Source organism: Mesorhizobium sp. B2-3-7, from assembly GCF_006442695.1.
Taxonomy (GTDB): Bacteria; Pseudomonadota; Alphaproteobacteria; order Rhizobiales; family Rhizobiaceae; genus Mesorhizobium.
In genome coordinates this window covers 49,146-73,436 of the sequence record NZ_VFVV01000011.1, presented here as the reverse complement: position 1 = coordinate 73,436, position 24,291 = coordinate 49,146, and the positions used below count along the sequence as shown (strand labels likewise).

22 protein-coding genes are annotated in these 24,291 nt (G+C 63.8%); 8 read left to right on the top strand and 14 right to left on the bottom strand.

The window, feature by feature from the left end; genetic code table 11:
* The first annotated feature begins 146 nt into the window (after positions 1 to 146).
* Positions 147 to 638: a hypothetical protein gene (locus FJ940_RS28535; RefSeq protein ID WP_181171602.1), complete on the top strand. Its 492-nt coding sequence runs from the start codon at positions 147 to 149 to the stop codon at positions 636 to 638.
* A gap of 92 nt (positions 639 to 730) precedes the next feature.
* Here the strand turns inward: FJ940_RS28535 and FJ940_RS21315 are convergent, their stop codons facing one another.
* The 6 genes from FJ940_RS21315 to FJ940_RS21290 form a co-directional block, all read right to left on the bottom strand.
* Positions 731 to 3,112, bottom strand: a complete 2,382-nt coding sequence (locus tag FJ940_RS21315; RefSeq protein WP_140497157.1) for a polysaccharide biosynthesis tyrosine autokinase — start codon at positions 3,110 to 3,112, stop codon at positions 731 to 733.
* Between the two features lie 237 nt (positions 3,113 to 3,349).
* Entirely contained in the window at positions 3,350 to 4,246 is an 897-nt protein-coding gene (locus tag FJ940_RS21310) for a UTP--glucose-1-phosphate uridylyltransferase (RefSeq protein WP_140512943.1), read from the bottom strand.
* A gap of 74 nt (positions 4,247 to 4,320) precedes the next feature.
* A complete protein-coding gene (locus FJ940_RS21305; RefSeq protein ID WP_140512941.1) occupies positions 4,321 to 5,289 on the bottom strand; it encodes a glycosyltransferase family 2 protein in 969 nt (322 codons plus the stop codon).
* Positions 5,279 to 6,229, bottom strand: coding sequence for a glycosyltransferase (locus FJ940_RS21300; RefSeq protein WP_140512939.1), 951 nt, complete (start codon positions 6,227 to 6,229; stop codon positions 5,279 to 5,281). The genes FJ940_RS21305 and FJ940_RS21300 overlap by 11 nt, the downstream gene beginning before the upstream one ends.
* Positions 6,229 to 7,218 carry a glycosyltransferase family 2 protein gene (locus tag FJ940_RS21295; protein ID WP_140497165.1) on the bottom strand — a complete coding sequence of 330 codons (990 nt, stop codon included), beginning with the start codon at positions 7,216 to 7,218 and terminating at the stop codon, positions 6,229 to 6,231. The genes FJ940_RS21300 and FJ940_RS21295 overlap by 1 nt, the downstream gene beginning before the upstream one ends.
* 15 nt (positions 7,219 to 7,233) lie before the next feature.
* Positions 7,234 to 8,406 carry a glycosyltransferase family 4 protein gene (locus FJ940_RS21290; protein WP_140657812.1) on the bottom strand — a complete coding sequence of 391 codons (1,173 nt, stop codon included), beginning with the start codon at positions 8,404 to 8,406 and terminating at the stop codon, positions 7,234 to 7,236.
* Positions 8,407 to 8,595: 189 nt separating this feature from the next.
* Here FJ940_RS21290 and FJ940_RS21285 point away from each other — a divergent pair, with 189 nt between their 5' ends.
* Positions 8,596 to 10,092, top strand: a complete 1,497-nt coding sequence (locus tag FJ940_RS21285) for a lipopolysaccharide biosynthesis protein (protein WP_140657810.1) — start codon at positions 8,596 to 8,598, stop codon at positions 10,090 to 10,092.
* A gap of 49 nt (positions 10,093 to 10,141) precedes the next feature.
* Positions 10,142 to 11,164 carry a phosphoribosyltransferase family protein gene (locus FJ940_RS21280; RefSeq protein WP_140497171.1) on the top strand — a complete coding sequence of 341 codons (1,023 nt, stop codon included), beginning with the start codon at positions 10,142 to 10,144 and terminating at the stop codon, positions 11,162 to 11,164.
* A 212-nt stretch (positions 11,165 to 11,376) separates the two neighbouring features.
* Here FJ940_RS21280 and FJ940_RS21275 read toward each other — a convergent pair whose 3' ends face one another.
* From FJ940_RS21275 to FJ940_RS21240, 8 genes are all read right to left on the bottom strand, one after another.
* Positions 11,377 to 12,456, bottom strand: a complete 1,080-nt coding sequence (locus FJ940_RS21275) for a glycosyltransferase (protein ID WP_140512933.1) — start codon at positions 12,454 to 12,456, stop codon at positions 11,377 to 11,379.
* Between the two features lie 65 nt (positions 12,457 to 12,521).
* Positions 12,522 to 12,968, bottom strand: a complete 447-nt coding sequence (locus FJ940_RS21270) for a hypothetical protein (protein WP_140497175.1) — start codon at positions 12,966 to 12,968, stop codon at positions 12,522 to 12,524.
* A 14-nt stretch (positions 12,969 to 12,982) separates the two neighbouring features.
* The gene (locus FJ940_RS21265; RefSeq protein WP_140657808.1) at positions 12,983 to 14,425 is read right to left on the bottom strand and encodes a GMC family oxidoreductase; all 1,443 of its coding nucleotides are present in this window, start codon (positions 14,423 to 14,425) and stop codon (positions 12,983 to 12,985) included.
* A gap of 93 nt (positions 14,426 to 14,518) precedes the next feature.
* Entirely contained in the window at positions 14,519 to 15,850 is a 1,332-nt protein-coding gene (locus FJ940_RS21260; protein WP_140556874.1) for a UDP-glucose/GDP-mannose dehydrogenase family protein, read from the bottom strand.
* A gap of 73 nt (positions 15,851 to 15,923) precedes the next feature.
* The gene (locus tag FJ940_RS21255) at positions 15,924 to 16,796 is read right to left on the bottom strand and encodes a family 16 glycosylhydrolase (RefSeq protein WP_140556876.1); all 873 of its coding nucleotides are present in this window, start codon (positions 16,794 to 16,796) and stop codon (positions 15,924 to 15,926) included.
* 136 nt (positions 16,797 to 16,932) lie between these two features.
* On the bottom strand, positions 16,933 to 17,334 hold the full coding sequence (locus tag FJ940_RS21250) for a hypothetical protein (RefSeq protein WP_140556878.1): 402 nt from the start codon (positions 17,332 to 17,334) through the stop codon (positions 16,933 to 16,935).
* A 223-nt stretch (positions 17,335 to 17,557) separates the two neighbouring features.
* Positions 17,558 to 18,580 (bottom strand): glycosyltransferase family 2 protein, encoded by a 1,023-nt coding sequence (locus tag FJ940_RS21245; RefSeq protein WP_140657806.1) that lies wholly within the window; start codon positions 18,578 to 18,580, stop codon positions 17,558 to 17,560.
* 70 nt (positions 18,581 to 18,650) lie between these two features.
* A complete protein-coding gene (locus FJ940_RS21240; protein ID WP_140523548.1) occupies positions 18,651 to 19,778 on the bottom strand; it encodes a nucleotidyltransferase family protein in 1,128 nt (375 codons plus the stop codon).
* A 522-nt stretch (positions 19,779 to 20,300) separates the two neighbouring features.
* On the opposite strand from FJ940_RS21240, the gene FJ940_RS21235 reads away from it, so the two are divergent.
* The 5 genes from FJ940_RS21235 to FJ940_RS21215 all read left to right on the top strand — a co-directional run bounded on the left by FJ940_RS21235 (position 20,301) and on the right by FJ940_RS21215 (position 24,291).
* A complete protein-coding gene (locus FJ940_RS21235) occupies positions 20,301 to 20,453 on the top strand; it encodes a lasso peptide (protein ID WP_140497189.1) in 153 nt (50 codons plus the stop codon).
* 166 nt (positions 20,454 to 20,619) lie between these two features.
* Positions 20,620 to 20,919, top strand: coding sequence for a PqqD family protein (locus FJ940_RS21230; protein ID WP_140497191.1), 300 nt, complete (start codon positions 20,620 to 20,622; stop codon positions 20,917 to 20,919).
* A gap of 118 nt (positions 20,920 to 21,037) precedes the next feature.
* Positions 21,038 to 21,412, top strand: a complete 375-nt coding sequence (locus FJ940_RS21225) for a lasso peptide biosynthesis B2 protein (protein ID WP_224618327.1) — start codon at positions 21,038 to 21,040, stop codon at positions 21,410 to 21,412.
* A gap of 3 nt (positions 21,413 to 21,415) precedes the next feature.
* On the top strand, positions 21,416 to 23,323 hold the full coding sequence (locus FJ940_RS21220; RefSeq protein ID WP_140657804.1) for a lasso peptide isopeptide bond-forming cyclase: 1,908 nt from the start codon (positions 21,416 to 21,418) through the stop codon (positions 23,321 to 23,323).
* Positions 23,320 to 24,291 (top strand): serine kinase, encoded by a 972-nt coding sequence (locus FJ940_RS21215; RefSeq protein WP_140580557.1) that lies wholly within the window; start codon positions 23,320 to 23,322, stop codon positions 24,289 to 24,291. Before FJ940_RS21220 ends, FJ940_RS21215 begins: the two co-directional genes overlap by 4 nt.

The following is a 24,291-nucleotide window of genomic DNA, read 5'->3' as shown; positions in this document are numbered from 1 at the left end:
TAGACTGATCTGCTCTGGGGCCGACCTGCTTCCAATCCATGTCGCCAACCTCAAAGCGCGTCGATTCCGCACAATCCGATATTGCTCCGGATGTCATTTCATAGACATCGCCAATCAGCCAAAGAAACCGGGCGTCACGGGCTAGCATGGCGTCTTTGGATCGGGCGCGGCTGCTTGAATCCGCCAAGCAGTACGGAAGCTACCTCGTTATAAATTCGACCCTTGAAGATGCCCGTACTTGTTTCGCCGGCTTGTTCGCTTTACGAACGGCAATGACCCTCATCTCTCGCATTGCCGCCCTTGCTTTGCTCGCCGTCATTGTCTTCGCGACGCTGTCGCCAATCCAGATGCGGCCCCACCTGGGTGACCCAGATTTCGAACGCGCCCTCGCCTACGTTCTGTTCGGCGTGGCGATGGGGCTCGGCTTTCCAAACCGCTTGGCTGGAACTGTCACTATAGTTGTCGTCGTAGCCACTGTGCTGGAGCTGATGCAGCTCCTCGAACCCGGACGGCATGCGCGCCTTTCGGACGGCTCGCTGAAGGCTTTGGCAGGCATCCTCGGAATAGTTGTCGTCCATCTCAGTCTTTTGGTGGCCAGCCGCTATTGGCCGCGTAAGCTGACATTGCCTGCCGGATGATGCCCGGGTTTAGACTCCCACTGTAGCCCGCCGTGGCCACATAGGCGATGACCTGCCTCGTCACTCAGGCACGGAAATCGCCACGGTTGAACTCAGACCGTTGTCTTGCTGCGCACTTCGGTCTTGTCGAGATAATAGCTCGAGTACTGGCCGAAGAATTTTTCGGACGCTCCGAACGAGCCGTATTTGGCGAGCTTCTTGAGATCGACCTTGTTCAGCACCGCGCCGACGATCTTGTTGGCGACATAGGGTTCGGATTCGAGCATCGACCTCACCATCGCGCGCGGCGTGCGGCCCCATTCGGTGACCAGCACGAAGCCGTCGACAAGCGGCGCGAAGGCCTTGGCGTCGACCACAGGCCCCAGCGGCGGCAGATCGACGACGATGTATTCGAAGGTCTCCTTGGCGTTGTCGATGAAGCGCCGCATGCCGGCCGAGGAGAGAAGCTCGCTGGTATGCGAGAAATTGCCGCGCAGCACGGCCGGAATGATCGCCAGCTTCGTCTGCCGGTCGATCTTGCCGACCGACTGCCAGGTCTGGCCGCTCACCACCGCTTCCATCAGTCCCTGCTCGGCCTCCATGCCGAGGCTGCGGCTCAAGCCCGGATTGCGCAGGTCGCCGTCGATCAGCAGCGTCCTGGCGCCGTTGGCGGCGAGCAGTCCGGCCAGATTGGCCGCGACCGTCGACTTGCCTTCGCCGGGAAGGACCGAGATGACGCCGATGACGCGGCTGCCCTGCCCTTCCATGACGACGTCGAAGGCGATCTTTGCGCTGCGCAGCGTCTCGGAGAACATCGACGCCGGAGCATCGACGCTGACGCGCATGCGCGCGCGCTTTTCGGCCGCGGCCGGCGATTTGGCGGTTTTGAGATCCGGGTCGGCCGGCTTTTCCTCCCTGGCGGTCTTGCCGCCGATGACAGGCAGATAACCGAGGAATTTGAGGCCGACGCGGTCGCGGACATCCTCGCCGGTCCTGAAGAAACGCTCGTTGAATTCGTTCAGGCCGCCGAGCCCGGCACCCATCAACGTGCCCAGCACAAGCGAGAGCGCCAGCACAACCACCGTGCGCGGGCTGGAGGCGCTGAGCGGCGTCGATGCATCCGAGATGATGCGGATCTTGCCGACCGGGAAGGATTGCTGCTGGGCGGCTTCCTCGTAGCGGCCGAGGAATGTCTGGTAGAGCGTGGAGAGCGCCGTCGCCTTCTGGTCGAGTTCACGCAGCTTGACCTGCGACTGGTTGTCGATGGCGCTTTTGCCTTGCGCCGCGGCGACATTGGCCCTGAGCGCGGTCTCGCGCGCCAGCGCCACTTCATATTCGTTGCGATAGCTTTCGGTCAGTTGCTTCAACTCGCCGAATATCTGCGCCGATATGTCGGCCTTCTCCTTGGCGAGCGCCACCGCCTGCGGATGCTGCGGCCCAAAATTGGCCTCGACATCCTGCTGCCGCTTGGCGACGGCGAGATAGCGCGTCTTAAGCGCCGCGATGACCGAGCTGCTCGGCTGGTCGCTCGATATGGCGGCATCCTTGAAGGCGTTCTCCGAACCGCTTTCAACGATGGACTTGTATTGCTGGTAGCGGGCGCTGGCCCGGGCCGTATCGGCCTGCGCCACGATAAGCTGGGCGTTGAGGTCGGCAAGCTGCTTGGCGCTCATCAGCTGGCCGTCGCTGTTGGCGGACAGGCCGTGCTCGGCCCTGAATTTCTCGACCGCGAGCGATGCCGCCTGCGAGCTTTCGCGCAGTTCCGTCAGCCGGCCCTGCAGCCAGACCGCTGCGCGCTCGGTGGCATCGAAGGAGGCGTCGAGCTGGTCGGCGAGATAGGCATCGGCATAGGCTTTGGTGATCGCGGTCGCCAGTGCCGGGTCCGTCGCCTGGTAGCCGAGCGCGATGACATAGCTTCGCCCGACGCGCTCCGCCTGCACCTCGTTCTGCAATTTGAGGATAGCGTAGTCGCGACGAGAGGTCGCGATCAGCGCATCGCGGGTGGCGGGGTCGAGCTTGGTGACGTCGCCGACGCCCGGCATGGGAGGACTGGGGCGAACATACTGGATCAGGCCGCGGATCAGGCCGATGCCCTGGGCGAGCGCCGACTGGGGCGGGTTCATGAACGCGTCGTTGCGGTCGAGCTTCAGCTTGTCGACGACCACGGCGGCAAGCCGCGTCGAGGTCAGGATTTCGATCTGGCTCAGGATGGCCGAATCGGTCTGCATGGTCGTCGACGCCGCCGAAATGTCATCGACGATCTTGTTCAGCCCCTCATCGATCAGCACGCTCGAGACCGATTGGTATTTGGGCGGCGTGGTCTGCAGATAGAGCAGGCCCAGGACAAGACCAATGACCGCGCCCAGGACAACCACCTTGGCCTGCCGCGCTGCCATGCCAAGCAGCCGCTCGACATCGATGAAGTCTTCGCCGTCTCCTGCTTCCGAATTCGGCAATGGCATCCTCTTGTCGAGAGGAAAGTTGGCATAGTTCATCTTCGGTCCAATTCCAGAGCCCGTCCATCCCAATCATCGGGATGGGCTCTATCTCACTGTTTGAACATGATCTTTTCCGAAAACCGCCTTGCGCTTTCCGGGATCATGCCTTGGCTCCCAGGCACTTCGAAGATCGGGAGCATTGCCAAAAAGCAACGCAAATTCCATGCCGGACGCCACAGGGCGTTCCGCGCATCGCACCGTCAGCCGTCCGACAATGCTCCCGAAAGATGGGCATTATGCGGCTTCTTCCTGTCGTTCATGCGACCGGACGAACTCCTGGAGCATCTCGAAAACCGGACCCTTCATGTCATCGCGCGCCAAGGCGAAGGCGATGTTGGCCTGGATGAAGCCCTCCTTCGAGCCGCAGTCGAACATGCGACCCTTGAAAGGCTGGGCAAAGAAGGACTGCTCCTGCGCCAGGCGGACCATGGCGTCGGTCAGCTGGATCTCGTTGCCGGCGCCGCGCTGCTGGTTGCCGAGCAGGGCGAAGATCTCGGGCTGCAGGATATAGCGGCCGTTGATGTAGAAATTCGACGGCGCGTTGGCCGGCGCCGGCTTTTCGACCATCGCCGTCACCTCGAAACCGCCGCCAATGTCGGCGCCTCGGCCGACAATGCCGTATTTGTTGGTCTCGGTCGGGTCACAGCGCTCGACCGCAATGACGTTGCCGCCGGTCTCGGCATAGAGGTCGGCGACCTCGGCCAGGCAGCCGCGGCCGCCGAACGAAACCATATCAGGCAAAAGCAGGGCGAAGGGCTCGTTGCCGATGACCTCGCGCGCGCACCAGACGGCGTGGCCAAGGCCTTGCGGGGATTGCTGGCGGATGAAGCTGGTGGCGCCGGCCACCGGCAGCAGGCTTTCCAACGACTGCAATTGCGCCTTCTTGCCGCTCTGCTCCAGTGTTCCGATCAATTCCGGATGCAGGTCGAAATAATCCTCGATGACCGCTTTGTTGCGGCCGGTCACGAACACGATGTGCTCGATGCCGGCCTCGAAGGCCTCATCGACGGCGTATTGCACGACCGGCCGGTCGACGACGGGAAGCATTTCCTTCGGCATCGACTTGGTCGCCGGCAGGAACCGCGTTCCAAGCCCCGCCACCGGTATCACGGCCTTCCTGATTTTCTTCATCGCAAATTCCTTCTGAGGAGATCGACTTCAGTCCATTCGCAGGCCAGGAAAAATCCCTCCATGTGCCTGCATCTTCACCTCCCCGCCCCTACGGCAAATTGTGCCGCTACTCGTCGCAACCGCACGGCGATCGGCATGCCCATATGGCTGACCGCCGCCGGGTCGCTGAGCGCCGTCCGGATCGCCTTGAGCGGGGACCGCGCCTTGATGTGCTGGACCATCGACAGGAACGAAGCCGCCTTGCGCAGGCTGCGGCTGCGCCGGGCGAAGGCCGCTTGCGCGGCCGCGTCCATCTGATGGCTTTGAGCGAAAATCGCATCGGCCTTGCGCATCGCCTCGACGTGATGAGGCTCGAGCACGCGCGAAATGGAGCCGCTGCGGATGTGATAGACATAGCCGATGTCAGGCTCGACCACGCACCTGCCGCCCTTGGCCAGGGCGTTGGCCAGGAAAATGTAATCCTCGCCGATGATCAGGTCCTCGTCGTAGCGAAGTCCGTTTTCTTCCAGGAAGCGGCGCTCGAAGATCGGCTTGAGATAGCCGAGATTGAACTTCGATTCGAAGACGACGTTGCCGGCGATATAGCTGGCCAGCGAGATCTCGCCCAATTCCTCCAGATAGCGCGTCGGGAACATCGCATCCTCGATCACGCCGTCCTCGCGGACGACCTGGAGGTTGTCGACGGCGATTTGCGCGCCCGCCCTTTCAGCCCGCGCGATCATGGCGGCGATGCGGCCGGGATAGACCGCGTCGTCGGAATCGAGGACCGCGACCCAGCGGCCGCGGGCAGCCTCGAGGCCGGCGTTCCTGGCGCCGCCGGGGCCCCTGTTCTGCGCGAGCGCCACGACGCGCACGATGTCCTGCGGATAGGCCCTTGCCACGTCGAGCGTGGCGTCGCGCGACTTGTCGTCGACGACGACGACCTCGATGCTGACACCCTTCTGCGCGATGGCGCTGGCGATCGCCCGGTCGAGGGTCGCCTCGGCGTTGTAGGCTGCAATGACGAAGGAAACGTCCGGGACGAAGCTGACGTCAGGCTGCACGCTTGCCTCCTTCCTGTGGCGAGGGCTGGCCGTAGAGACGAATCTCGCGGATGCCGACAAGGCCGCTGACGACGCCGACATGCATAATGCCGCGCAGCACGCTGCGGTTCCGCCGCACGGGGCTGGCAAGGAAGGGAAACGCCGCGGCGAAGCAATAGGCTGCCTTTGCCGAGGCAATGGCGACCTGTTTGAGCAGGCCAATGCCGCTCGCATTGCGCCCCAGGAGATGGCCATGCGTCTGCCCGACGCGGAAGCGGCGGCGGCCAAGCCAGTCGAACGCGGCCCTGGTCCGTGGCACGACCTCGTCCACCCAAGCCTCCGGAGAAAACGCGATCGTGCCGCCTGTCTTGTGCATCTGGTCGAAGAATTCGGTGTCCTCGCCGCCGGTCTGGCCACGCGCCAGGCTGAAGCGGCGCCCGCGCAGGCTGTCCGACCCCATGTCGAGCAGCACGTTGCAGGTGTAGCCGGTGCGGATCTCGCCGCGCACCCAGACCGGCAAGGTCGAATGGAAGTCGCCACGCCGCATCCAGTCCGGCGCATCGGCCCCATAGCGCGCCTTGACCGGGCCCAGCACGGCGGCGGCGCGACTTGCCTGGGCTGTTGCGACGAGCTCGGCAAGCCAACGCGGCGAAGCCGTCTCGTCGTCATCGATGAAGGCGACGAAATCCGACGTGCTGGCGTCAAGACAGGCATTGCGGGCGATCGAGATGTTGCGCGCCGGGCAGTGGTGATAGCTGATCGGCAGCGTCAGTTCGCGCGCCAGCGTCGTCACCAGATCCCTGGCGCTCGGCGTGTCGTCATTATCGGCGACGATGACACGGACATCGAAACCGGCCAGCCTGTCCATGGCGTCGAGCGAGCGCAGCGTGTGGGCCAATTCCGGCCGGCGGAACGTGCACACGCCGATATCGATGCTGCGGTTCTTGCCTGGAACCGCCATCACGCGACCCCGCGCTGTTTGCCAAGGCCGAGAAGCTGCAGCCAGAAACCGACGGACCAGCCGAAATGCATGACCATCGCCGAGACGCCGGCAAGCGCGATGTCGGCATTGCGCTGGCTTACCGCCGTCCACAGGCCATAGCCGAGGCATACGGATGCCCAGATCAAAAGCGGCACCGCCGCCAGCCAGTGCACGAAGGAAAAGGCCGCGAGCACCACCACCGGGAACACCAGCAGCGGCACCATCTGCCGGACCTTCGGGATGACGCGGTGCTTCAGGACATTCTTGGCGCGTCCGCGGCCGTAGCCGAGATACTGGAAATAGAGGCCGCTGAGCGACGCGCGCGGATAGTAGACCATCTGCGTCCTGCCGCTCATCCAGATCCTGTAGCCGGCCTGTCTCAGCCGGTAGTCGAGCTCGGCGTCCTCATTATGGCTGAACGTCTCGTCATAGCCGCCGACGGCCCGGAAGGCAGAAATCCGCATCAGCGCGTGATGGCCGTGATCGACCCATTCTCCGGCGGACAGATGCCTGTGCTTGGAACCGCCGGTGCCGAGCTTTGAATTCTGTGCCGCCGCGGCCGCCTTCTGCACGGTGCCGCTGCCGCTGGTCAGCATCGAGACCACGACAGAATCGGCGCCCGTGGCCAGCGCTTCCTCGACCAGCCGGTCGCAATAGTCGGCGGGATAGCCGCCATGGGCATCGATGCGGATCAGATATTCGGCACCATCGCCGAATCTGGCGACGGCAAGATTGATCGCCGCGCTCTGGATGCGCTTTTCATTGTGGAGCAGGATGATGCGGGGATCTTCCTTCGCACGCTCGCCGACAATGGCCGGGGTACCATCGGTGCTGCCGCCATCGGCAACGACGATCCTGGCGCCGAGCCTCGCGGCCGCGGGGCTGAGCTGGTCGAGCAGCACACCGATATGGGCTGCCTCGTTGAGGCAGGGAATCACGATCAGGCTGGAGGGGAGCGCTTGCATCATCGGGCGATCTCCATCCTAGGCCAAAGCCTCGGCCGCGAAGGGTTGGCGCATGGCGGCCAGGCTTCGAAGCTTGTCGACCAGCGCCTGGCAATCGCTGCGATCATAGCTCCATATCCTGGGGTTGCGCGACAGAACGCGCTCCTTCAACGTGCTGAAGCGGCGCTCCTCCATCTTGCCGATGGCGGCTTCGAGCGCGTCGGGTGAGGCTTCGGGCAACAGAATGCCGATGCCTTGCCGGCCGAGGAACCGCCCAGTTTCCGTGTTGGCCATCGAGATCGGCACCGCGCCGAATCGGCAGCCTTCATAGAGGCGATTGGGCAGCAGCCATTCGGAATTCTGGCCCGCCTCGAAGAAATCGATCGCCCAGGAGAAATGCACGTCCCGGTAGATCGCCGCCATGTCCTCCGGGTTGCGGTAGGGTCCGCGAAACGAAAGCCAGGGCTCGGCCTCGACGAAGGCGTGGAAATCCGGGAATTCGGTCAACGCCGGGCGGCCGCGCAGCACGATCTCGAACCGGCCGTCGGCGCGGCGCGAGAAATCGGCCAGGAGTTCGAGCGAGCGGCGGCAGCGCAATGCCCCGAACCAGCCGATGCGCCAGGGTGGCGCGACAGGCGCCTCGGCCATCTCATGCTCGGCCGGCAGGATCGCCGCTGCCTCGAAATATTTGTTTTCGACCAGTTCGACCGGCGCCGTCACCTGGCCGAACGGCGCGAAATAATTGGCGGTGAACGCGGGCGAGCTGGTCACCAGCAGCTTTACGTCCCTGGCAAGGTAACGTTCCGTGGCGCGCAGCGCCCTGCCGACCGCATCGCTGCGAAGCATCAGGCGATGGATGTCGAGGCATTCATAGACGATCGGCACCGCCGCGCCGAACGCCGTGTTGGCGCGGCGGGCGAGCGCCAGCATTTCCAGGTTGCGCGCGATGATGAGATCGGGTCTCGGCATGCCGCGGAGCCTGGTGCCGATCGAAACCGCCGCCTTGGCGACTGCCGTCAGACGCTGGGCGAATCGCCCGTCACGCGTCGCGCCGAGATCCAGCGGCCGCAATCCCTCGACGTCGGCAATGGGATTTGCCGTGCGACGGAAGCCTGTGAGCGTGACCTGGGCGCCACCTGCCCTGAGCATGGTAATCCGCCGGCGCACTGCCGGGTCGGAAACGTCATGCACAAGGTACAAGACATTCAGCATGAAAACTCGACCGCTGTTGGCCCACCCACGGCGAACCTAGTACAGGTCTTGCTGCATCGCAACATTTTTGGTGCAGCGTAGCAAAATCCACGTTTTTTGTTGCACTGCAAAATAAATGCCGTAATTTGGCCGCGGCGGCGGTTGCAGGGTTCCTGGTCGGAACCTGCACAAGAATCAGGAATCCTGAATTTGGAAGCCAATCCATTCGATCCGCCAGAAGGCTCGCTGCGCAAATCGGTCGGGCGTGGCGCGGTCGTGACGGCCTTGTCGCAGTCCGTGCGGGTCGCCACGCAGATCATTTCCGTCATCGTGCTGTCGCGTCTCCTGTTGCCGCAGGATTTCGGCGTCGTGGCGATGTGCGCGCCGGTGCTGGCCTTCATCGCGCTGTTCCAGGATTTCGGCCTCACCCAGGCGACCATCCAGAAATCGGGCATACGGCACGACGAGGTGAACTACCTGTTCTGGATCAACGTCGCCGTCAGCGCCATCCTGGCCTGCGTGCTTGCCGGCGCGGCACCGCTGGTCGCCGCCTTCTACGGCGAACCGCGTGTGGCTGGCCTGGTGGCGGCGCTGGGCCTGCAGATCATGGCCTACGGCCTCGGTGCGCAGCATCTGGCGCTCCTGACCCGCCGCATGCAGTTCGGCCGCCTGGCCATCATCGATGTCGCAGGCGCCGTGGCTGGTCTTGCCGTGTCGATCGCCTGGACATTCGTCGACCGCTCCTACTGGGCACTTTTCGCCGGCACCTTGACCGGAGCCGTGCTGCCGACGCTGTGCTACTGGGCCAGTTCGCGCTGGCGGCCCAGCCTGCCCCGCAAGGTCGCCGGGATCAGCGAGCTGATCAATTTCGGCGCCGGCATAACCGGCTTCAACTTCGCCAATTTCTTTGCCCGTAATCTCGACAACGTGCTGATCGGAAAATACTGGGGCGAGGCGCAGCTCGGCCTCTATGACCGTGCCTACAAGCTGCTCCTGTTCCCGCTGAGCCAGATCACGAACCCGCTGTCGAAGGTGATGGTGCCGGCCCTTTCCAGGCTGAAGGACGAGCCCGACCGCTACCGCAGCGCCTATCTTCGCGTCATGCCGCTGATCCTGCTGGTGGCGCTTCCCGGCGTCGCTTTCGCCACCGCCATGTCCGACATACTCATCCCCTTCGTGCTCGGTGAGCAATGGCGCGCAAGCGCCTCGATTTTCCTGGCGCTGGGCTTCGCCGGGCTGCTGCAGCCGCTCAACAATCCGGCCGGATGGCTGTTCGTCAGCCAGGGCCGTTCCGGCGACTTCATGCGCTGGGGCATCATCACGGCGGCGACGTCGGTGCTCGCTTTCGTGCTGGGCCTGCCTTATGGCGCGCTCGGCGTGGCGATCGCCTATGCCGTCAGCGAATATCTGCGCACGCCTTTCCTGTGGCTCTATGTCGGCAGGAGCGGGCCGCTGCGGGCAAGCCACGTGCTTCGCGCGGCGACGCCGTTCGTGCTCGGCGCGCATGTGGCGCTGGCGGTGGTCTGGTTGGTCAAGCCGCTGCTGCCGCAGCAGCATGTCATTGCCTTGGCCAGCGGCGCGATCCTTGCCTATCTCATCACCATCGTCATCGCGCTGGCCTTCGCAGCCGGCCGTGAAGCCTTGCGCGAGGCCTTGAAAATGCTGCCGGCAAGGCCGCCGGCGGCAGCACCGCGCGAGGCGCAATAATTTTGGCGCTTTCGACCCTTACCGTTCACCCGAGCATCAGGCCTGATCCATGCATTACCGATCGATCTCAGACATGAACGACGCGATCGTCAGCAACCTTCACCGGTTGCCGCGCGACATCGACCTGGTGGTCGGCGTCCCCAGAAGCGGCGTGCTGGCGGCGACGCTGGTCAGTCTCGCGGCGAACATACCTATGACCGACCTGGACTCCTTCCTCGAGGGTCGCGTCTACACATCGGGCATCACCAAGCGCCGTGCGGTGCTCGACCGCAAGGTCGCGGAAATGCGCAAGGTGCTGGTGATCGACGACAGCGTCTCCGGCGGCAACGCCATGCGCGACGCCCGCGCCCGCATAGAGGGTGCCGGCATCGAGGCCGACTACACCTTTGCCGCCGTGTTCGGGCTTGAGCCGCAGCATGCCGAGACCGATGTCGTCTTCGAGGTCGTGCCGCATCCGCGCATGTTCCAGTGGAACTTCATGCACCACAAATTCCTGGCGCAATGCTGCGTCGACATAGACGGGGTGCTGTGCCTCGATCCGACCGAGGCGGAAAACGACGATGGTCCGGCCTACGAGAAATTCCTTAGCGAAGCGCGGCCGCTCCACACTGCGACCCGCAAGATCGGCTGGCTGGTGACCAGCCGGCTGGAGAAATACCGCGCGCTGACCGAGGCATGGCTGGCCAAGCACGAGATCAAGTACGATCATCTGATCATGCTCGACCTGCCGAGCAAGGCGGAGCGTCAGCGGCTTGGCGCGCATGGCAGTTTCAAGGCCGAATTCTACCGCAAATCCGATGCCATCCTGTTCATCGAGAGCGAGCACGAGCAGGCGCTGAGGATCACCGAGCTGTCGGGCAAACCGGTGCTGTGCGTCGAAACGCACATGGTCAGCTTTCCCAACGCGCTGTCGCTCCCGGCGCTCGGCCAGGCGGCGCGCAACCTGCCGGCCAGGTTGCGACAGGCCAAATCACAGGAAGGCCGCAAGGGCGCCGCCAAGGCCCTTGCCCGCGCGCTGCTTGGCGCCCGCGGCTACGAGACGCTGAAAAGCCGGGTCAAGCGCCTGGCCTGATCCGCCAAGGCTGCGAATCCAGATTAACGGGTTCCTTCGGAGTGTTTCGCCGGCGTGCCGGTCGAGAAGCATCAAACGAAAAACCCGCCTGTGCGGCGGGTTTCCGGCGCAACTCAGCACCATGACCAAAAATCTACCATAGCTGCCTTCACCCTGTCAAGAAAAAATTCCTATTACAGGGCTGCCAGGTCCGGTGCCAGCCTGAGCCCTGGCTACGCCGCCTGTCGCGAACGCTGCTGTGTGGCCTTGTCCAGTATGGAAAAGAAGGTGAGGAACTGGCGGTCCGGATCGAGCTCCGGACGCTCGGAGAAGCTGCGCGCCGTGGCCGAGAGCCGGTCATATTCCTGGCGGTCGTTCCACAGCAGCCTGACAGCCGCGATCCAGTCGGCGAGCGGCGCATCGTAATCCAGCACCACGCCGCCCGGGCCGATCGCTTCGGGCAGCCCGCCGCGCCGCGAGCCGATGACGGGAATGCCGCTGCAATGGGCTTCCGAGGCCACACGGCCCCAGGCCTCTTCCCATTTGCTGGGCGCCAGCAGGATCCTGGTGCGGCCATAGACGGTCTTCATGTCGCCGGTGCGGTTCTCCAGCCTGATGTTGGAGAACGGGGCGATGGTTTTCTCGATGCGGGCGCGATGATCGTCGGCAAGCTTCCAGCTCTCCACGAACAGGAACGGAATCTCGGGGCAGGCGCCAGCGATGCGCACGGCGAGCTCGAAGCCTTTCTCCTCGTACGGATTGATCAAGGTGACGAACTGGCCCGTGGTCGGCGTGCTGTAGAGGGCGGCATTGATGGTCGGCGGCAGCACCGCCGCATCGATGCCGAACTTCTGTTTGTAGGCGCGCGCAGTGAATTGCGAATTGGCGATGTAGAGCGCCGAATGCAGCTCGCGCAGATCGCCGCCCAGCTCATGGAACTCGACATTCCTGAGATAGACGACCAGCGGCACGCCTTCGGCCTGCAGCGCCTTGCCCACCGGAACCGACTTATGGCACTGGACGACGGCCACGTCCGGCTTCAATCTGCGGACGGCAAAGTCGGCCGCCTTCCAGGGAAACCAGGCCCGCACCACCGGATAGCCGGGAAAACTGTCGATGACCGCCGGCTGACGCAGCAGCTTCATCTTGGCGCGCGCCTTGAAGCCGAAGACACCGTCGCCGAACAGGGCGGCCAGTACGGCCGCCTCATGGCCGTGCTCGATCAACTGCTCGGCCAGATGATGGGTGCTCGACTGGACGCCGCCGCTGAATTCGGGCGTGTATCCGTTGCCGCCTGCAAAAAGAACTTTCATGGTCATGGCTCCTGGTTCTTTCGCGTTTCGTTCAATGTGGCCGGAGAGCTTGCTCCGGCACCGCCTCAGGCACTCTGTTGCTCGAGATTGGCGAACGGATTGGTGCATGGCTGCCATCCGGTGAACCGGATCGGATCGCCAGGCGAACTGCGCCAGGCGTAGTCGGTCAGCATGTGGAATTCGGCGATCAGCCAGCGGTCGAAATGTAGGAGGTCCTGCTTCTTCTGCTCCGGCAGCAGAGCGCGGGCTTTGCCCAGCCTTGTCTCCTCGAGCAAGGTGACGGCGTCGCTGAGTTTCTTGCTCGGGAATATCCACGGGTTCCTGTCGCGGAACGCCAGGACGAACTGCTGCAAATGCTCGATGCGCATGTTGAGCTTGCCGAAATATTTCTCGAGCGTGACGCGCACCAGATCCTCATCCGAAAACGAGGACACTGCCGCGTAGGCAATGCCGGTCGATACCACCCCGCCCGCCATGACGGCCAGTGCGGAGCGTCGCGAGATCTCTATCATCTGGTTTGCTCCTCTCACGCCATCCGGCTCGCCGCCCGCAGGGACAGCGCTGCCGCGGTCAGGCTCGGATTGGCGCATGAACAGCTCGGATATGTGCTGGTTCCGACCACGACCAGGTTCCTGAGCTGGTGATGAATCATGCAGCTGTCGACCACCGAATCGGCCGGGCCCGTTCCCATCCGGAGCGTACCCTGGACATGCGATTCGGTTGGCCGGATGCCGCGATCGAAAAGCTGTTCGACCGGCAGCGGGGCGAGCAGCCCGGGCAGTTTCTCCAGCGCCCGCGCCATGCCCTTGACCGCGTAGTCCGACGGCGCCTTGAAGCTGACGAAGGCGTTGTCGTCCTCGTCGAGCGTGACGAAATTCTCATGGTCGAGCAGGTTCTCGGTCACCACGACGAGCGGCAGCGCCTGGCGCAACCGCCCCTTCTCGGCGCGCATGCCGTGTTGCCAGCGGTTCTCGAAATAGACCAGCGCCGCGGCGTGCTCGGACCGGTGCGGACCGTCATAGAGGCCGAAATTCAAGCCGGTGGTGATGGTGCTGCCGTCGAAATTGTCGACACCGTCGAGATAGACCTCGAAATTCCAGCCATAGGATTCATGCAGGCCGCGGCCGACGAATTCGCCTCCCAGGCCGGAACGCAGCATGATCGCCGCGCTCTGGATGGCATTGGCGCCGAGAACGAAGAGGTCGCCGCTGACCTGATATTCCTTGCCGGCGTGGACGAAGGTGACCGAGCGGACCGTCCCGCCGACATGGTCGAGCCGGCGCACTTCCGAACCGAGGCAGACCGACACGTCGGGATGCTCGAAGACATGCATCAGGCCGTTATTGGCGGTGAACTTGGCGTCGACCGGGCATAGCCAGCATCTGAGGTTGGCGCAGCACGAGGTGCGCTGCGCGGTCGGCACGCGGGCGCGCGCGGTGGGCATGACGAAATGCTGGCCTGGCTGCGCCGCCTTCATCATCCGGTCGGGCGTCGACATGCGGTGCGGCGGCTGCGGAAAGGGCTTCGAGCGCGGCAGCATCGCCGCCATGTCGGGATCGCCCGAGATCGACATGATGTCTTCGGCGTCGCAATAGAACGGCTCGACGTCGTCATAGCTGATCGGCCAGTCATTGCCGATGCCGTAAGTGCTTTTCAGCCTGAAGTCGTTGGGATGGAACCTCGGCGTCTGCGCGAACCAGCAGTTGGTGCCGCCGCCCAGCCCGATCGTGTAGTTCCAGGGCTTGTCGGAATTGGTCTTGTAGGTCGACTCGTCCTCGATGTCGGTGTTGACGTTCTGCTTGAGCTGCCATTCATGCGTGTTGTGCCGGCCCCATTCCAGGAGCAGGATGCGCGCCTTACGCCGCTTCGTGAATTCGTGCAGGAAGAAGGCCGAACCGAAACCGGAACCGATCGCGACAACGTCGAAGTGGTCCTTGGTGATCTGCTCCGGCTTTACGTCCAGCACCATCAGCCGCAACTCCTTTCCGGGTCTTGTGCGTTCGTCATGGCAAGCACACCGGCCGGCCGCGGCGATCCCACATTGGATTGCCCAAACCCGGTCTCATGCCGCCATCCTGCCGATCGAGTGATATTCGATGCCGTGGCGGGCGATGACCTTGGGATCATAGAGGTTGCGGCCGTCGAAGATGATCGGCGTGGTCAGCGCGTCCTTCAGCGCGTCGAAGGACGGCGCGCGAAAACTCTTCCACTCGGTGGCGATCAGCAGCGCATCGGCGCCGCGCAGCGCCGCTTCCTTGGTGCCGCACAGAAGCAGGTCGTCGCGCAGCCCATAGATGGCCTGGCATTCCTGCATCGCCTCGGGATCATAGGCCTGCACGGTGGCGCCGACGTTCCAGAGTGCCTCCATCAGCGTGCGGGCGGGCGCCTCGCGCATGTCGTCGGTGTTGGGCTTGAAAGCCAGGCCCCAGAGCGCGAAGGTCTTGCCCTTGAGGTTGCCCTTGAAATAGCGGTTCACCTTGTCGAACAGCACGGATTTCTGCTCGTTGTTGCGCTCCTCGACGGCGCGCAGCAGCTTGGCGTCGAACTTGACGCCTTCGGCGGTCTTGATCAGGGCGCGCACGTCCTTGGGAAAGCAGGAGCCGCCATAGCCGAGGCCCGGATAGATGAAGTGGTAGCCGATGCGCGGATCGCTGCCGATGCCCTTGCGAACCTCCTCGATGTCGGCGCCGAGCTGTTCGGCAAGGTTCGCCATTTCGTTCATGAAGCTGATCTTGGTGGCGAGCATGCAATTGGCCGCGTATTTGGTGAATTCGGCGCTGCGCACATCCATCACGATCATCTTCTCGTGGTTGCGGTTGAAGGGGGCGTAGAGCTCGCGCATCACCGCCTCGGTGGCCTCGCTCGACGTGCCAACGATGATGCGGTCCGGCCTCATGCAATCGGCGACGGCGGACCCTTCCTTGAGGAATTCCGGATTGGAAGCGACGTCGAAGGTCAGGTCCTCGCGGCCTCTTTTCTTCAGCGTTTCGGCGATCCTGGCCTTGATCTTCTCGCAGGTGCCGACCGGCACGGTCGACTTGCCGACGACGATCTTGGGCGCATCCATTTCCCGGCCGATCGCCTCGGCGACCGCCAGCACATATTTGAGATCGGCCGAGCCATCCTCGCCGGGAGGCGTGCCGACCGCGATCATCTGGATTTCACCATGCCTGACGGCGGCGGCCGCGTCGGTGGTGAACTTGATGCGGCCGGCGGCATGGTTCTCCCTGACGATGCTTTCCAGGCCCGGCTCGAAAATTGGGACGAGACCTTGATTGAGCCGCTCGACCTTGTTCGCGTCGATGTCGACGCAGACGACCTGGTGGCCCACTTCGGCAAGCACAGCAGCCTGCACGAGACCGACATAGCCGATACCAAACACCGTCAAATTCATTCTGTTTTGTTCCTGTCCAGGGCAGCGGACCGTGGTCGGCCCGGCCGGTTCAAATCGACTTTCCCAATAGGTTCTACTTTACGCTGCATGCCAGCGATTCCGGAAACTGGCAGGGTTCGCCCTGCGCGGTGAAGGCGACGCGCTCGATTTGCAGCGAAAGCTTGCGTCCGGGATCGGCGAATGCGCCCAACCATCCGGTCATCGTATCGCTGCCCCAGAGGCTGAAGAAGATCTTCTGAGCATGGCTGGGCAGCTTTGCCGGATCGGTGATGGTGTTCACCAGCTGGCCGTTGACGTACCAGCGCAAACTGTCCTTCTGCCAGACGAAGGCGTAGTCGTTGAAGGCCTTTTCCGTGCCGCCCGGCACGTCGACCAGCTTCTCGTTCTTGCCCTTGCCGGCGATGTAGGCATTGACCTGCACCTTGGACGTGTCCTTGGTCAGGATCTCGAAGTCGATCTCGTCCCAGGGCTGCTTGTCCGACGGTCCGATATAGGAGAAGAAAGCCGCGTTGAGGCCGGGACCGGTGTCGGTCTTCATGCGCGCCTCGTAGGTGCCGTAGCCGAAGCGCTGCTTGGTCTGGATTTCGCCGCAAGCGTAGTCGCGGTCCTTCGTCTTCTGCTTCTCGAAACCCAGCGACAGCACGCCGTCCGCCAGGCTGACCTGCCCCTTCGCCCAGGTACAATTCTGATGGCCGCCATTCGTCCAGCCATCGGAGACATACCAGCGCTGGCGGTTGAAGCTGGTGAAATCATCGACGAATGAGGGCGCCGACTTCAGATCTTGCGACCAGGATGGCGCCGGCCCGGCGAACAGGCTAGCGAGAGCCAGCGCGACCAGGGCAGCCCTGCGTCCGGTGGAATCGCCTGGGCGGGCTTGCCTGGCCTGGCGCGTTGACGATATGCCGCGAACTGCGACGGTGAACGTGGTTCTCGGATCCGCATTCATACGAAACTCAACCTTTGCGCTGTGCATCCCCAACCCAAAGTAGCCATTCGAGCCGTTGCCAAACGGCGCTTTCTTTCTCTCGTCAGCCCCTCCCCAAGCTGCCTTCTCGCCTCGCGCCAAATCCACCCTTCAGCCTTCACCCTCTGCCGGCGCCTGCCAGTTTGGCGAGCCCCTCGCTGGCCGTCATATCGGACGACCCGTCCTCATCGAAAACCATATCCAGCGAATGACGAAGCTCCCGGACCATGCCGTTCTGGCGCGACAGCGCCGCGATGCGGCGCTCGCAATTCAGGATCGACGTCGTCAATTCATCGACCTCGGCGGAACGGCGCGCAGACGCCGAGCCGTTCTCCATGGCCTCGACCAGAAAGGCGGCGTTGGTGGCCGTCGCCTTGTAGCGATTCTCCAGCCCGTTTCGCTCGGCCTCGATCTCGGCCGCGATCTGCTCGAACAGCTTCGCCAGGCGGTCGAGGCGCGAGATGTCGGTCTGGCGGTCGCGGGCCGGATTCCTTGATCTGAAGCCGAATATCGAGGCCATGCGTTCAAAGTCCTGTGGTAGTCCGGCCGTCGGCCGGGCCCCTTACCGGTTCAATATCGGGCAGTCCGATCGGAGGCCGGTTCATTGGCCATCCTAATTGCTGCACCGCAACATAGACTGCCATCCTCCGGCCGGCTAGGCAACCACCCAATTCGTAAACTCATAAATCCGCCGGAAATGCTTTGCGCGACGGGCTGGCAAGAGCGCGGCCGGACGCCCGCATTCAAGGCTGCTTGCCCGTGCTGGTGCCGGCCATGAGAAAACGCATTGGCGGCACATGTTGACGACGGGAGGCGAACCCGACGCGGCGAAACAGCGCCTCGAGCTTGTCGGACGCCACGCCCTGGACGATGGGAACCAGGTTGGATTGGCTTGCGAAGGCATAGGCCGCGGCCGACGCCAGGCCCCGCTCGGCCTTGACGTCGAGGAAATTGCGCAGCCGGTATTTGTCGCGCACGTGGCGCTCGTGGCGGCGCAGCACCGCTTTGGAACCCTCAGGCAGGCTGTCGATCGCCAGCAGCGCCAGGTCGGCGTCGGCAAGACGCTTCAGGTCCTGGGTCTTGTGGCGGCCGCTCAGCGAATCGGCCCGCACGATGGCGCCGTAACCGCAGGAGCGGATGACCTTGAAGCGCGCGCCGCTGGCGACCGCGCGCGCGTAGAGTTCGTAATCCTCGCCCAGACGCAAGCTCTCGTCATAGCGCAAGCCGTGCCTGTCGAGAAAAGCGCGGCTGATCACCGGCTTGAGGAAACCGAGTTCGCCTCTGCGCACGTTGCGCCTGGAGATGTTGCCTTCGACGAAGCGCTCCAGGTCGAGGAATTCCGGCTCGGCCGCGAACTGCGGAGCGACGATCTGGGTGACATCGCTCAAGGCGTCGTCCCTGATGAGCATGATGTTGTCGGCCGCGAAATCCCAGTCCGCGCCGGCAAAGAGGTTATGAAACCTGCCCGCGAGAAAGAAGTCGTCGGCGTCAAGAATGGCGATGAATGGCGATTGCGAGGCCGCGATAGCGGCGTTGCGGGCGAAGGAGGGGCCGCGATTGACGTCGAGCCGGATCACCGCGAGCCGGCCGCTGCCGTCATCGGCGGCGCGGGCGACTTGGGCCGTGTCATCGGTGGAGGCGTCATCGACGACGACGACTTCGGCCACTTCCGGTTCGCGCAGCGCGGACGCGATGGCGACCGCGATTGTTCGCGCCGCGTTTCGGGCCGCGATGATCACGCAGACCTTTGATTTTGTCATCGACATGAATTTGCCTCTTGCACAGGTTCCATTCTGCCCTCGCCCTGTACGTGTTCGATGCACGACAGGCTTCCCGTCACGGGCTGCCCTGCCGTTCGAAGATGCGGCGGCTGATGTCGGCCGATGCCGCCCAGCCGGCTTCCGCCAGATAGCGGACCGGCGCACGACCGCACAACTCCCACAACACGGTGCGCCGCTGCGGCCAGCGCAGGGATGACAGCCATGGCGCGATGACCATGTTGAGCAGGTCCTCATTGCCGATACGCGACAGCATCCGCGCGGCGCGCTGCGACAGGAGCGTGTCGGCGCCGCCGAGGAGCACGTCGGCGGCGCGCAGGCCAAGCAGCAGCGTGTCGTCCAGCCCCTGCGCCGCGGCGGCATCGAGCAGGCGCTGCTGCTCGGCTTCGTCCAGGCGGTCGGCGCTGGCGCGCACGTCGCAGACGTAACCGGCGCAGGGTTCCCGGTTGAAAAGCGCCTTGGCGACGCTGATGCAGGACAACAGCAGAGTGTCGGCCGCCGATGTGAACGGCACCTCGACGCCGGTGATCTCGACCTGCCGTTTGCGCCGCAGGAAGCCATCCGCGTCGCGCGGGCTGGGCGAGCCGGGTTGCTGGAGCCGATAATGCAGATCGACAGTGGATTGCGTCGGCCCGTCGCCGCGGATCATGTGCTGTTCGCCGAGGAAACGGACCCACCAGACCGAGCGCGACTTGCCGGCGATCTCGTAGCCGATCGAGCGGAGCGCCTCGCGCGCCCTGAAAAACCCGGCCGGCGCCACCAATATGTCGACATCGCCCGAAGGCTTCATGAAATGATCGTCGTAAAGCAGATGCTGCTGGAAGGGACCTTTCAGGAAAACGAAATCGATCTGCCTGTCGCGCAGCGCCGCCTGGATCGCCATCGAATCCATGATGCAGGACGCGTTCATCGAAACGGTCTTCCGGCGGTAGGCGTCGAGCCATTGGGAGAACTGAGCCGGCGGCCCGTTCGCGGGTGCGCTCGACAGCACCTTGAGGATAAAGGTCGCGACCTTGTTCAACCTGGCTATGTCGGTGACATTGGCCACGGAGAGGCCGGAGGCATCGCCGGGCGCGGCGCCGGATCGCGCCGCGAAGAACAGCCGCAGACAGGCCTGCACATAGGCGATCTCGCTGGCGCAATCGGCGGCGCGCAGTCGCTCATATGAACGTTCGGTCAGGGCCATCGGGCGCACGGTTCTCCAGAAGCGATCGGCGCGACGCCTATGCTGCAGGTGCGAAGCAAAGCATCGCCAAAAACTTTTGCGCCGTCCAGTTTTTCCTTTTGCAGCGCAAAAATCCGGCCCCGACGTTTATCGAAACCGGCTCGGGCGAACGATGAGGAGAACTGCTGGACCCCAGGGGACGAGTGGCCTTTTCGGCGTTCCGTAGCAAACCTACCGGGAGACCCGGTGCTAGGGCATTATTGTCGCCATGCCTTGAAGTGACAGGGCTTAAAAAGTTTATATATGCAAATCAATTTCTTATGCTGACCTAGTGCATTAGGCCCATATGCAGGGATCTCGAGGCGATCAAGGCCAAAGCTTGAGATCGTTACTCACGACTGTGTCTGCGCGCGCAGTCCATAATTGATTAATGCGCGGTAAATCAGGCTTGACTCATAAATGCTGCCATGCAGCTATTGCATCGCAGCATGAAAGTGCCGCCGGCAATCGACAGGCCGTTTCCAGTCCTTGATGGAGTGTAAAATGGAACAGAATGTTGAAAAGCAGGAGTACGAAACGCCCAGCCTGACGGTTCATGGTTCGATTGAAACCATCACTCAGGGCGGTGGCGGCAACACGGCGCTCGACGCAGCATTTCCTGCGCACACGCCGATTGGCGACCTGACGTTCTCCTGAGCCTGTCCTGATTCTGGAGGGACACGTTGGGCCTCTGGAATCCAAGAACCATAAAGGGAGTCGGGGTGAAAATCCCGGCTTCTCTTCATTGCCTGACCCGGCTTTTCTTCATCGCCAGAATGGTCGGCACGCATTGCGGACAGTGTGTAGCAAACGAGGTTTTCGGATGAACTGGAACCCATCTGACCACGATCGCGTAAGTGCGACCAAGGAAGCGGTTGCCTGCGAATTCGGCAATGGCCTGGCGCTTCTCAACCTGAAATCCAACATCTACTACAGCCTCAACGGGGTAGGCACGTTCATCTGGGAGCTGATTCAGGAGCCGAAACCAATTGCCGAAATCCGCCGGGCCGTGCTCGCGCGCTATGATGTCGACGCCGAGCGCTGCAGGGCCGATGTCGACGCGCTGTTGAAAGGTCTGGCCGATAGCGGACTTGCGAGGCTGCATCATGAGGAACCTGTCTAGGCAGGTTCCGCAAAAGCGGGTCACGGTTTTGCGGCAAGAACCTGCGACGGAGAAAAGTCCCGACCAGACGAAGCACCGGCGGCGTCGGCTTCGAGCTCTCTCCCTGAGTGGCCCGGAAATGCTGTTCCTCTGCCGCTGCCTGCTGGTGGTCGCGGCCGTTCGCCTGGGGCTGACCCTGTTCTCCTACAACCGCCTTCGCGGCATCGTCACCCGGCTGGAGGCGCGTGAATGCGCCAGCACGGGAGAGCTGCGCCGTGTCGCCTGGGGCGTTGCCGCCGCGGCCCGCCTGGTGCCGCGCGCAAGCTGCCTCACCCAGGCGCTCGCCGGCCAGTACATTCTCGCCCGCCAGGGCAACGCCTCGAAGATCCGCATCGGCATCGAGCGCGACACCGGCCGGCAGCTGAAGGCGCATGCCTGGCTGATCAGCGGCAACCATGTCGTCCTTGGCGGCTCGATAGACAGGTTTGTCCCTCTCGTCGACTATGGTCAATGACTGATGAGCGGCGTGGCCGGTATCCTGCACGGGCACGAGGCGCCGGAGTCCGCAGCCGATATCCAGCGCATGCTGGCCCGCATGCGTCATCGCGCCCGCGACGGCAGTTCGTGGTGGACCGACAAGGCTGTCGCGCTCGGCCACGCCTGGCTCAACACGACCGATGAAGCCGGCCCCGGCCCGCTGACGATAGCGGGCGGCAAACTGGCCGTCACCGCGGATTGCCGCCTGGACAATCGCGACGAGCTGATGGCACGGCTCGGCGTCCGCGACGCATCGGTTGCCGACGCCGTGCTCCTGATGCGGGCCTATCTGCGCTGGGGCGAAGCCTGTCCCGTGCACCTGCAAGGCGATTTCGCCTTCGCCATCTGGGATGCCGAGCGGCAGGTGCTGTTTTGCGCGCGCGATCATTTCGGCGTCAAACCGTTCTACTATCACGCGGACGGGCAGCGCTTTGTCTTTGCCTCCGAAATCGGCCCGATCCTTGGCGTCACCAGCGCCGGCGCCCGCCTCAGCGAACATCAGATCTCGGGTTTCCTGGCCGGGCTGCCAGACGATCCGCAAGCGACGCCTTACACCGATATTTTCCGCCTGCCGGCGCGCCACAGCCTCACTGTGACGGGGCAGCGCGTGACGCTGCAGCGATACTGGCAGATCGAGCCGTCGTCGCGGCCTATGGGGCCGGACGCCGCCGAGGAATTCGCCCACCTCTTCTCGCAGTCCGTGCGCAACCGCATGCGCGGAAGCGCGGCGGTCGGGGCCATGCTGAGCGGCGGCCTGGACTCCTCTTCGATCGCCTGCGTGGCGGGCCGGCAAAACCTGTCCGAGGGAAAGCCGAGGCTGCCCACCTTTTCGCTGGTTTTCGAACGCGGCTCGGCGATGGACGAAACCCCCTTCATAGACGCGGTGCTGGAACAAGGGCGCGTCGACGGCACGCTGATCCCGGTCGGCAACTACGCGCCGTTCGCGGAATTCGAACGGGTGCTGGAAGAGCAGGAAGGAACGTTCCTGGCGCCGGGCCTTACGCTCACCCGGGAGGTCTACAGGACGGCGGGCGCCAAAGGCGTCAAGGTGCTTCTCGACGGCCATGGCGGGGACGAAGTCGTATCGCAGGGGCACGGCCATCTGCACGAGCTTGCCAATGCAGGCAAGTGGCTGGAGCTGTGGCGCGAGATCCGCAGCGCTTCCAACACCTATGGCGACGGCATGCTCGGCATGTACTTCCAGTTCCTGACCATCTACGGACCCGCCTGGCGCGTGGCCAGGCTCAGGCACACCGCGAACCGGCTCCTGCACAGGCTGCGGAAACCGGCCCAGGGCGGAAGCTGGCGCGACCTGATCAATGCCGATCTTGCCGGCCGCACCGAGCTTATCGAGCGGGTTCACCGAGCCGGCTACAAGCCGGCCGACGTCAGCGCCAGCGAGGCGCTGACCCACCGCTGGATTCTTTCCAACGGCTATGTGCCGCATGCTTTCGAAGTGCTCGACAAGGCGGCCGCCAATTTCGGCGTCGAGCCTCGTTATCCCTTCTGGGACAAGCCGCTGGTCGAGTTCTGCCTGGCGTTGCCGGGTGAGGAGAAGCTCAGCCGCGGTTTTGGCCGGTACGTGCTGCGCCGCGCCATGCAAGACGTGCTGCCGGCGGCGGTCCAGTGGCGGCGCGACAAGATCGATTTCACCGGCAATCTCGTCAACGGCATGCTGCGCAACCACCGCGACCTCCTGGAACAGGTGCTCGGCCCGGACGCCGGCCGCATCGAGCCCTATATCAACCTGCCGGCCGTGAAGGCTGCCTATGCCCGGCTGCTCAGTCGGCCCGACCGGCCGGCGCCGCTCGACGTCCAGTATGTCTGGCGCTCGGCGTCGCTGTCGCTGTGGCTGCGGCAGGTGCAGCGTGCCGGGAGTGCCGCATGACGCCGTTGAACGAGCCGCTGGCCCTCCGCCCGCGCGCGCAAGGCTGGCCGCGCGGACAGCGCCGTTTTTATCGAGCCTACGGCCTGACCATCGCTTCCGAGGTGACATTGCCAGAACTGGAGCCGGCCGAACCCGCAGCGGCGGATATCGTGATCAGTGTCGGCGCGATCGATATGCCGAAGCCTTCGCCCGAGGCCGCGACCATTTTCCGCTTCGAACCGGATCGGCAATATCTGGCATGGCACGCTGTCGCCGCGTTCCTGATCAGCGACGCCTGCCGCATCGAGGTCGAGCCGGCGCCCGGCATCGACGACGCACTGATCGCGTTCCCGCTGCTGGGACCGGTGATGGCGCTCATCCTGCACCGGCGGGGCCTGCTCGTGCTGCATGCCAGCGCCGTCGCGATTGCCGGCAAAAGCGCCATCTTCATGGGCGACAAGGGCGCCGGAAAATCGACGACGGCAAGCGCCATGATCCGTGCCGGACACGAACTGCTTACCGATGACGTCGTGGCGCTCGATCTCAGCCATCCGGACGAGCCGATGATCGTGCCGGGTTTTCCCCAGATCAAGCTGGCGGCCGACGCGGCTGCCGCGATTTCGCTCGAAGGGGCACAAGTGCGGCCGCAGGTGCATCCGGCTATCAACAAGGCCCAGCACCGATTGCACGGGGCGTTCTCGCGCGACAGGGTTCCGGCGAGCCGCATCTATATTCTCGAGCGCGGCCAAAAGACTGAGATCTCGCCCATGCCCGGCATCGCCGCTTTGCCGGCCGTGATCAGATTTTCATACGTCACGCGTTTCGGCCGCGCCGCCCTGGTCGGCGATTTCGCGGCGGCGCATCTCGGGCATTGCGCACGGCTCGCCGATCGCGTCGGCGTGTGCAGGCTCGAAGTGCCGACGGGGCTCGACAGGATCGGCGAGGTCGTGAGCCTCGTCGAGCATGACCTGATGGCCGGACAGGGATAG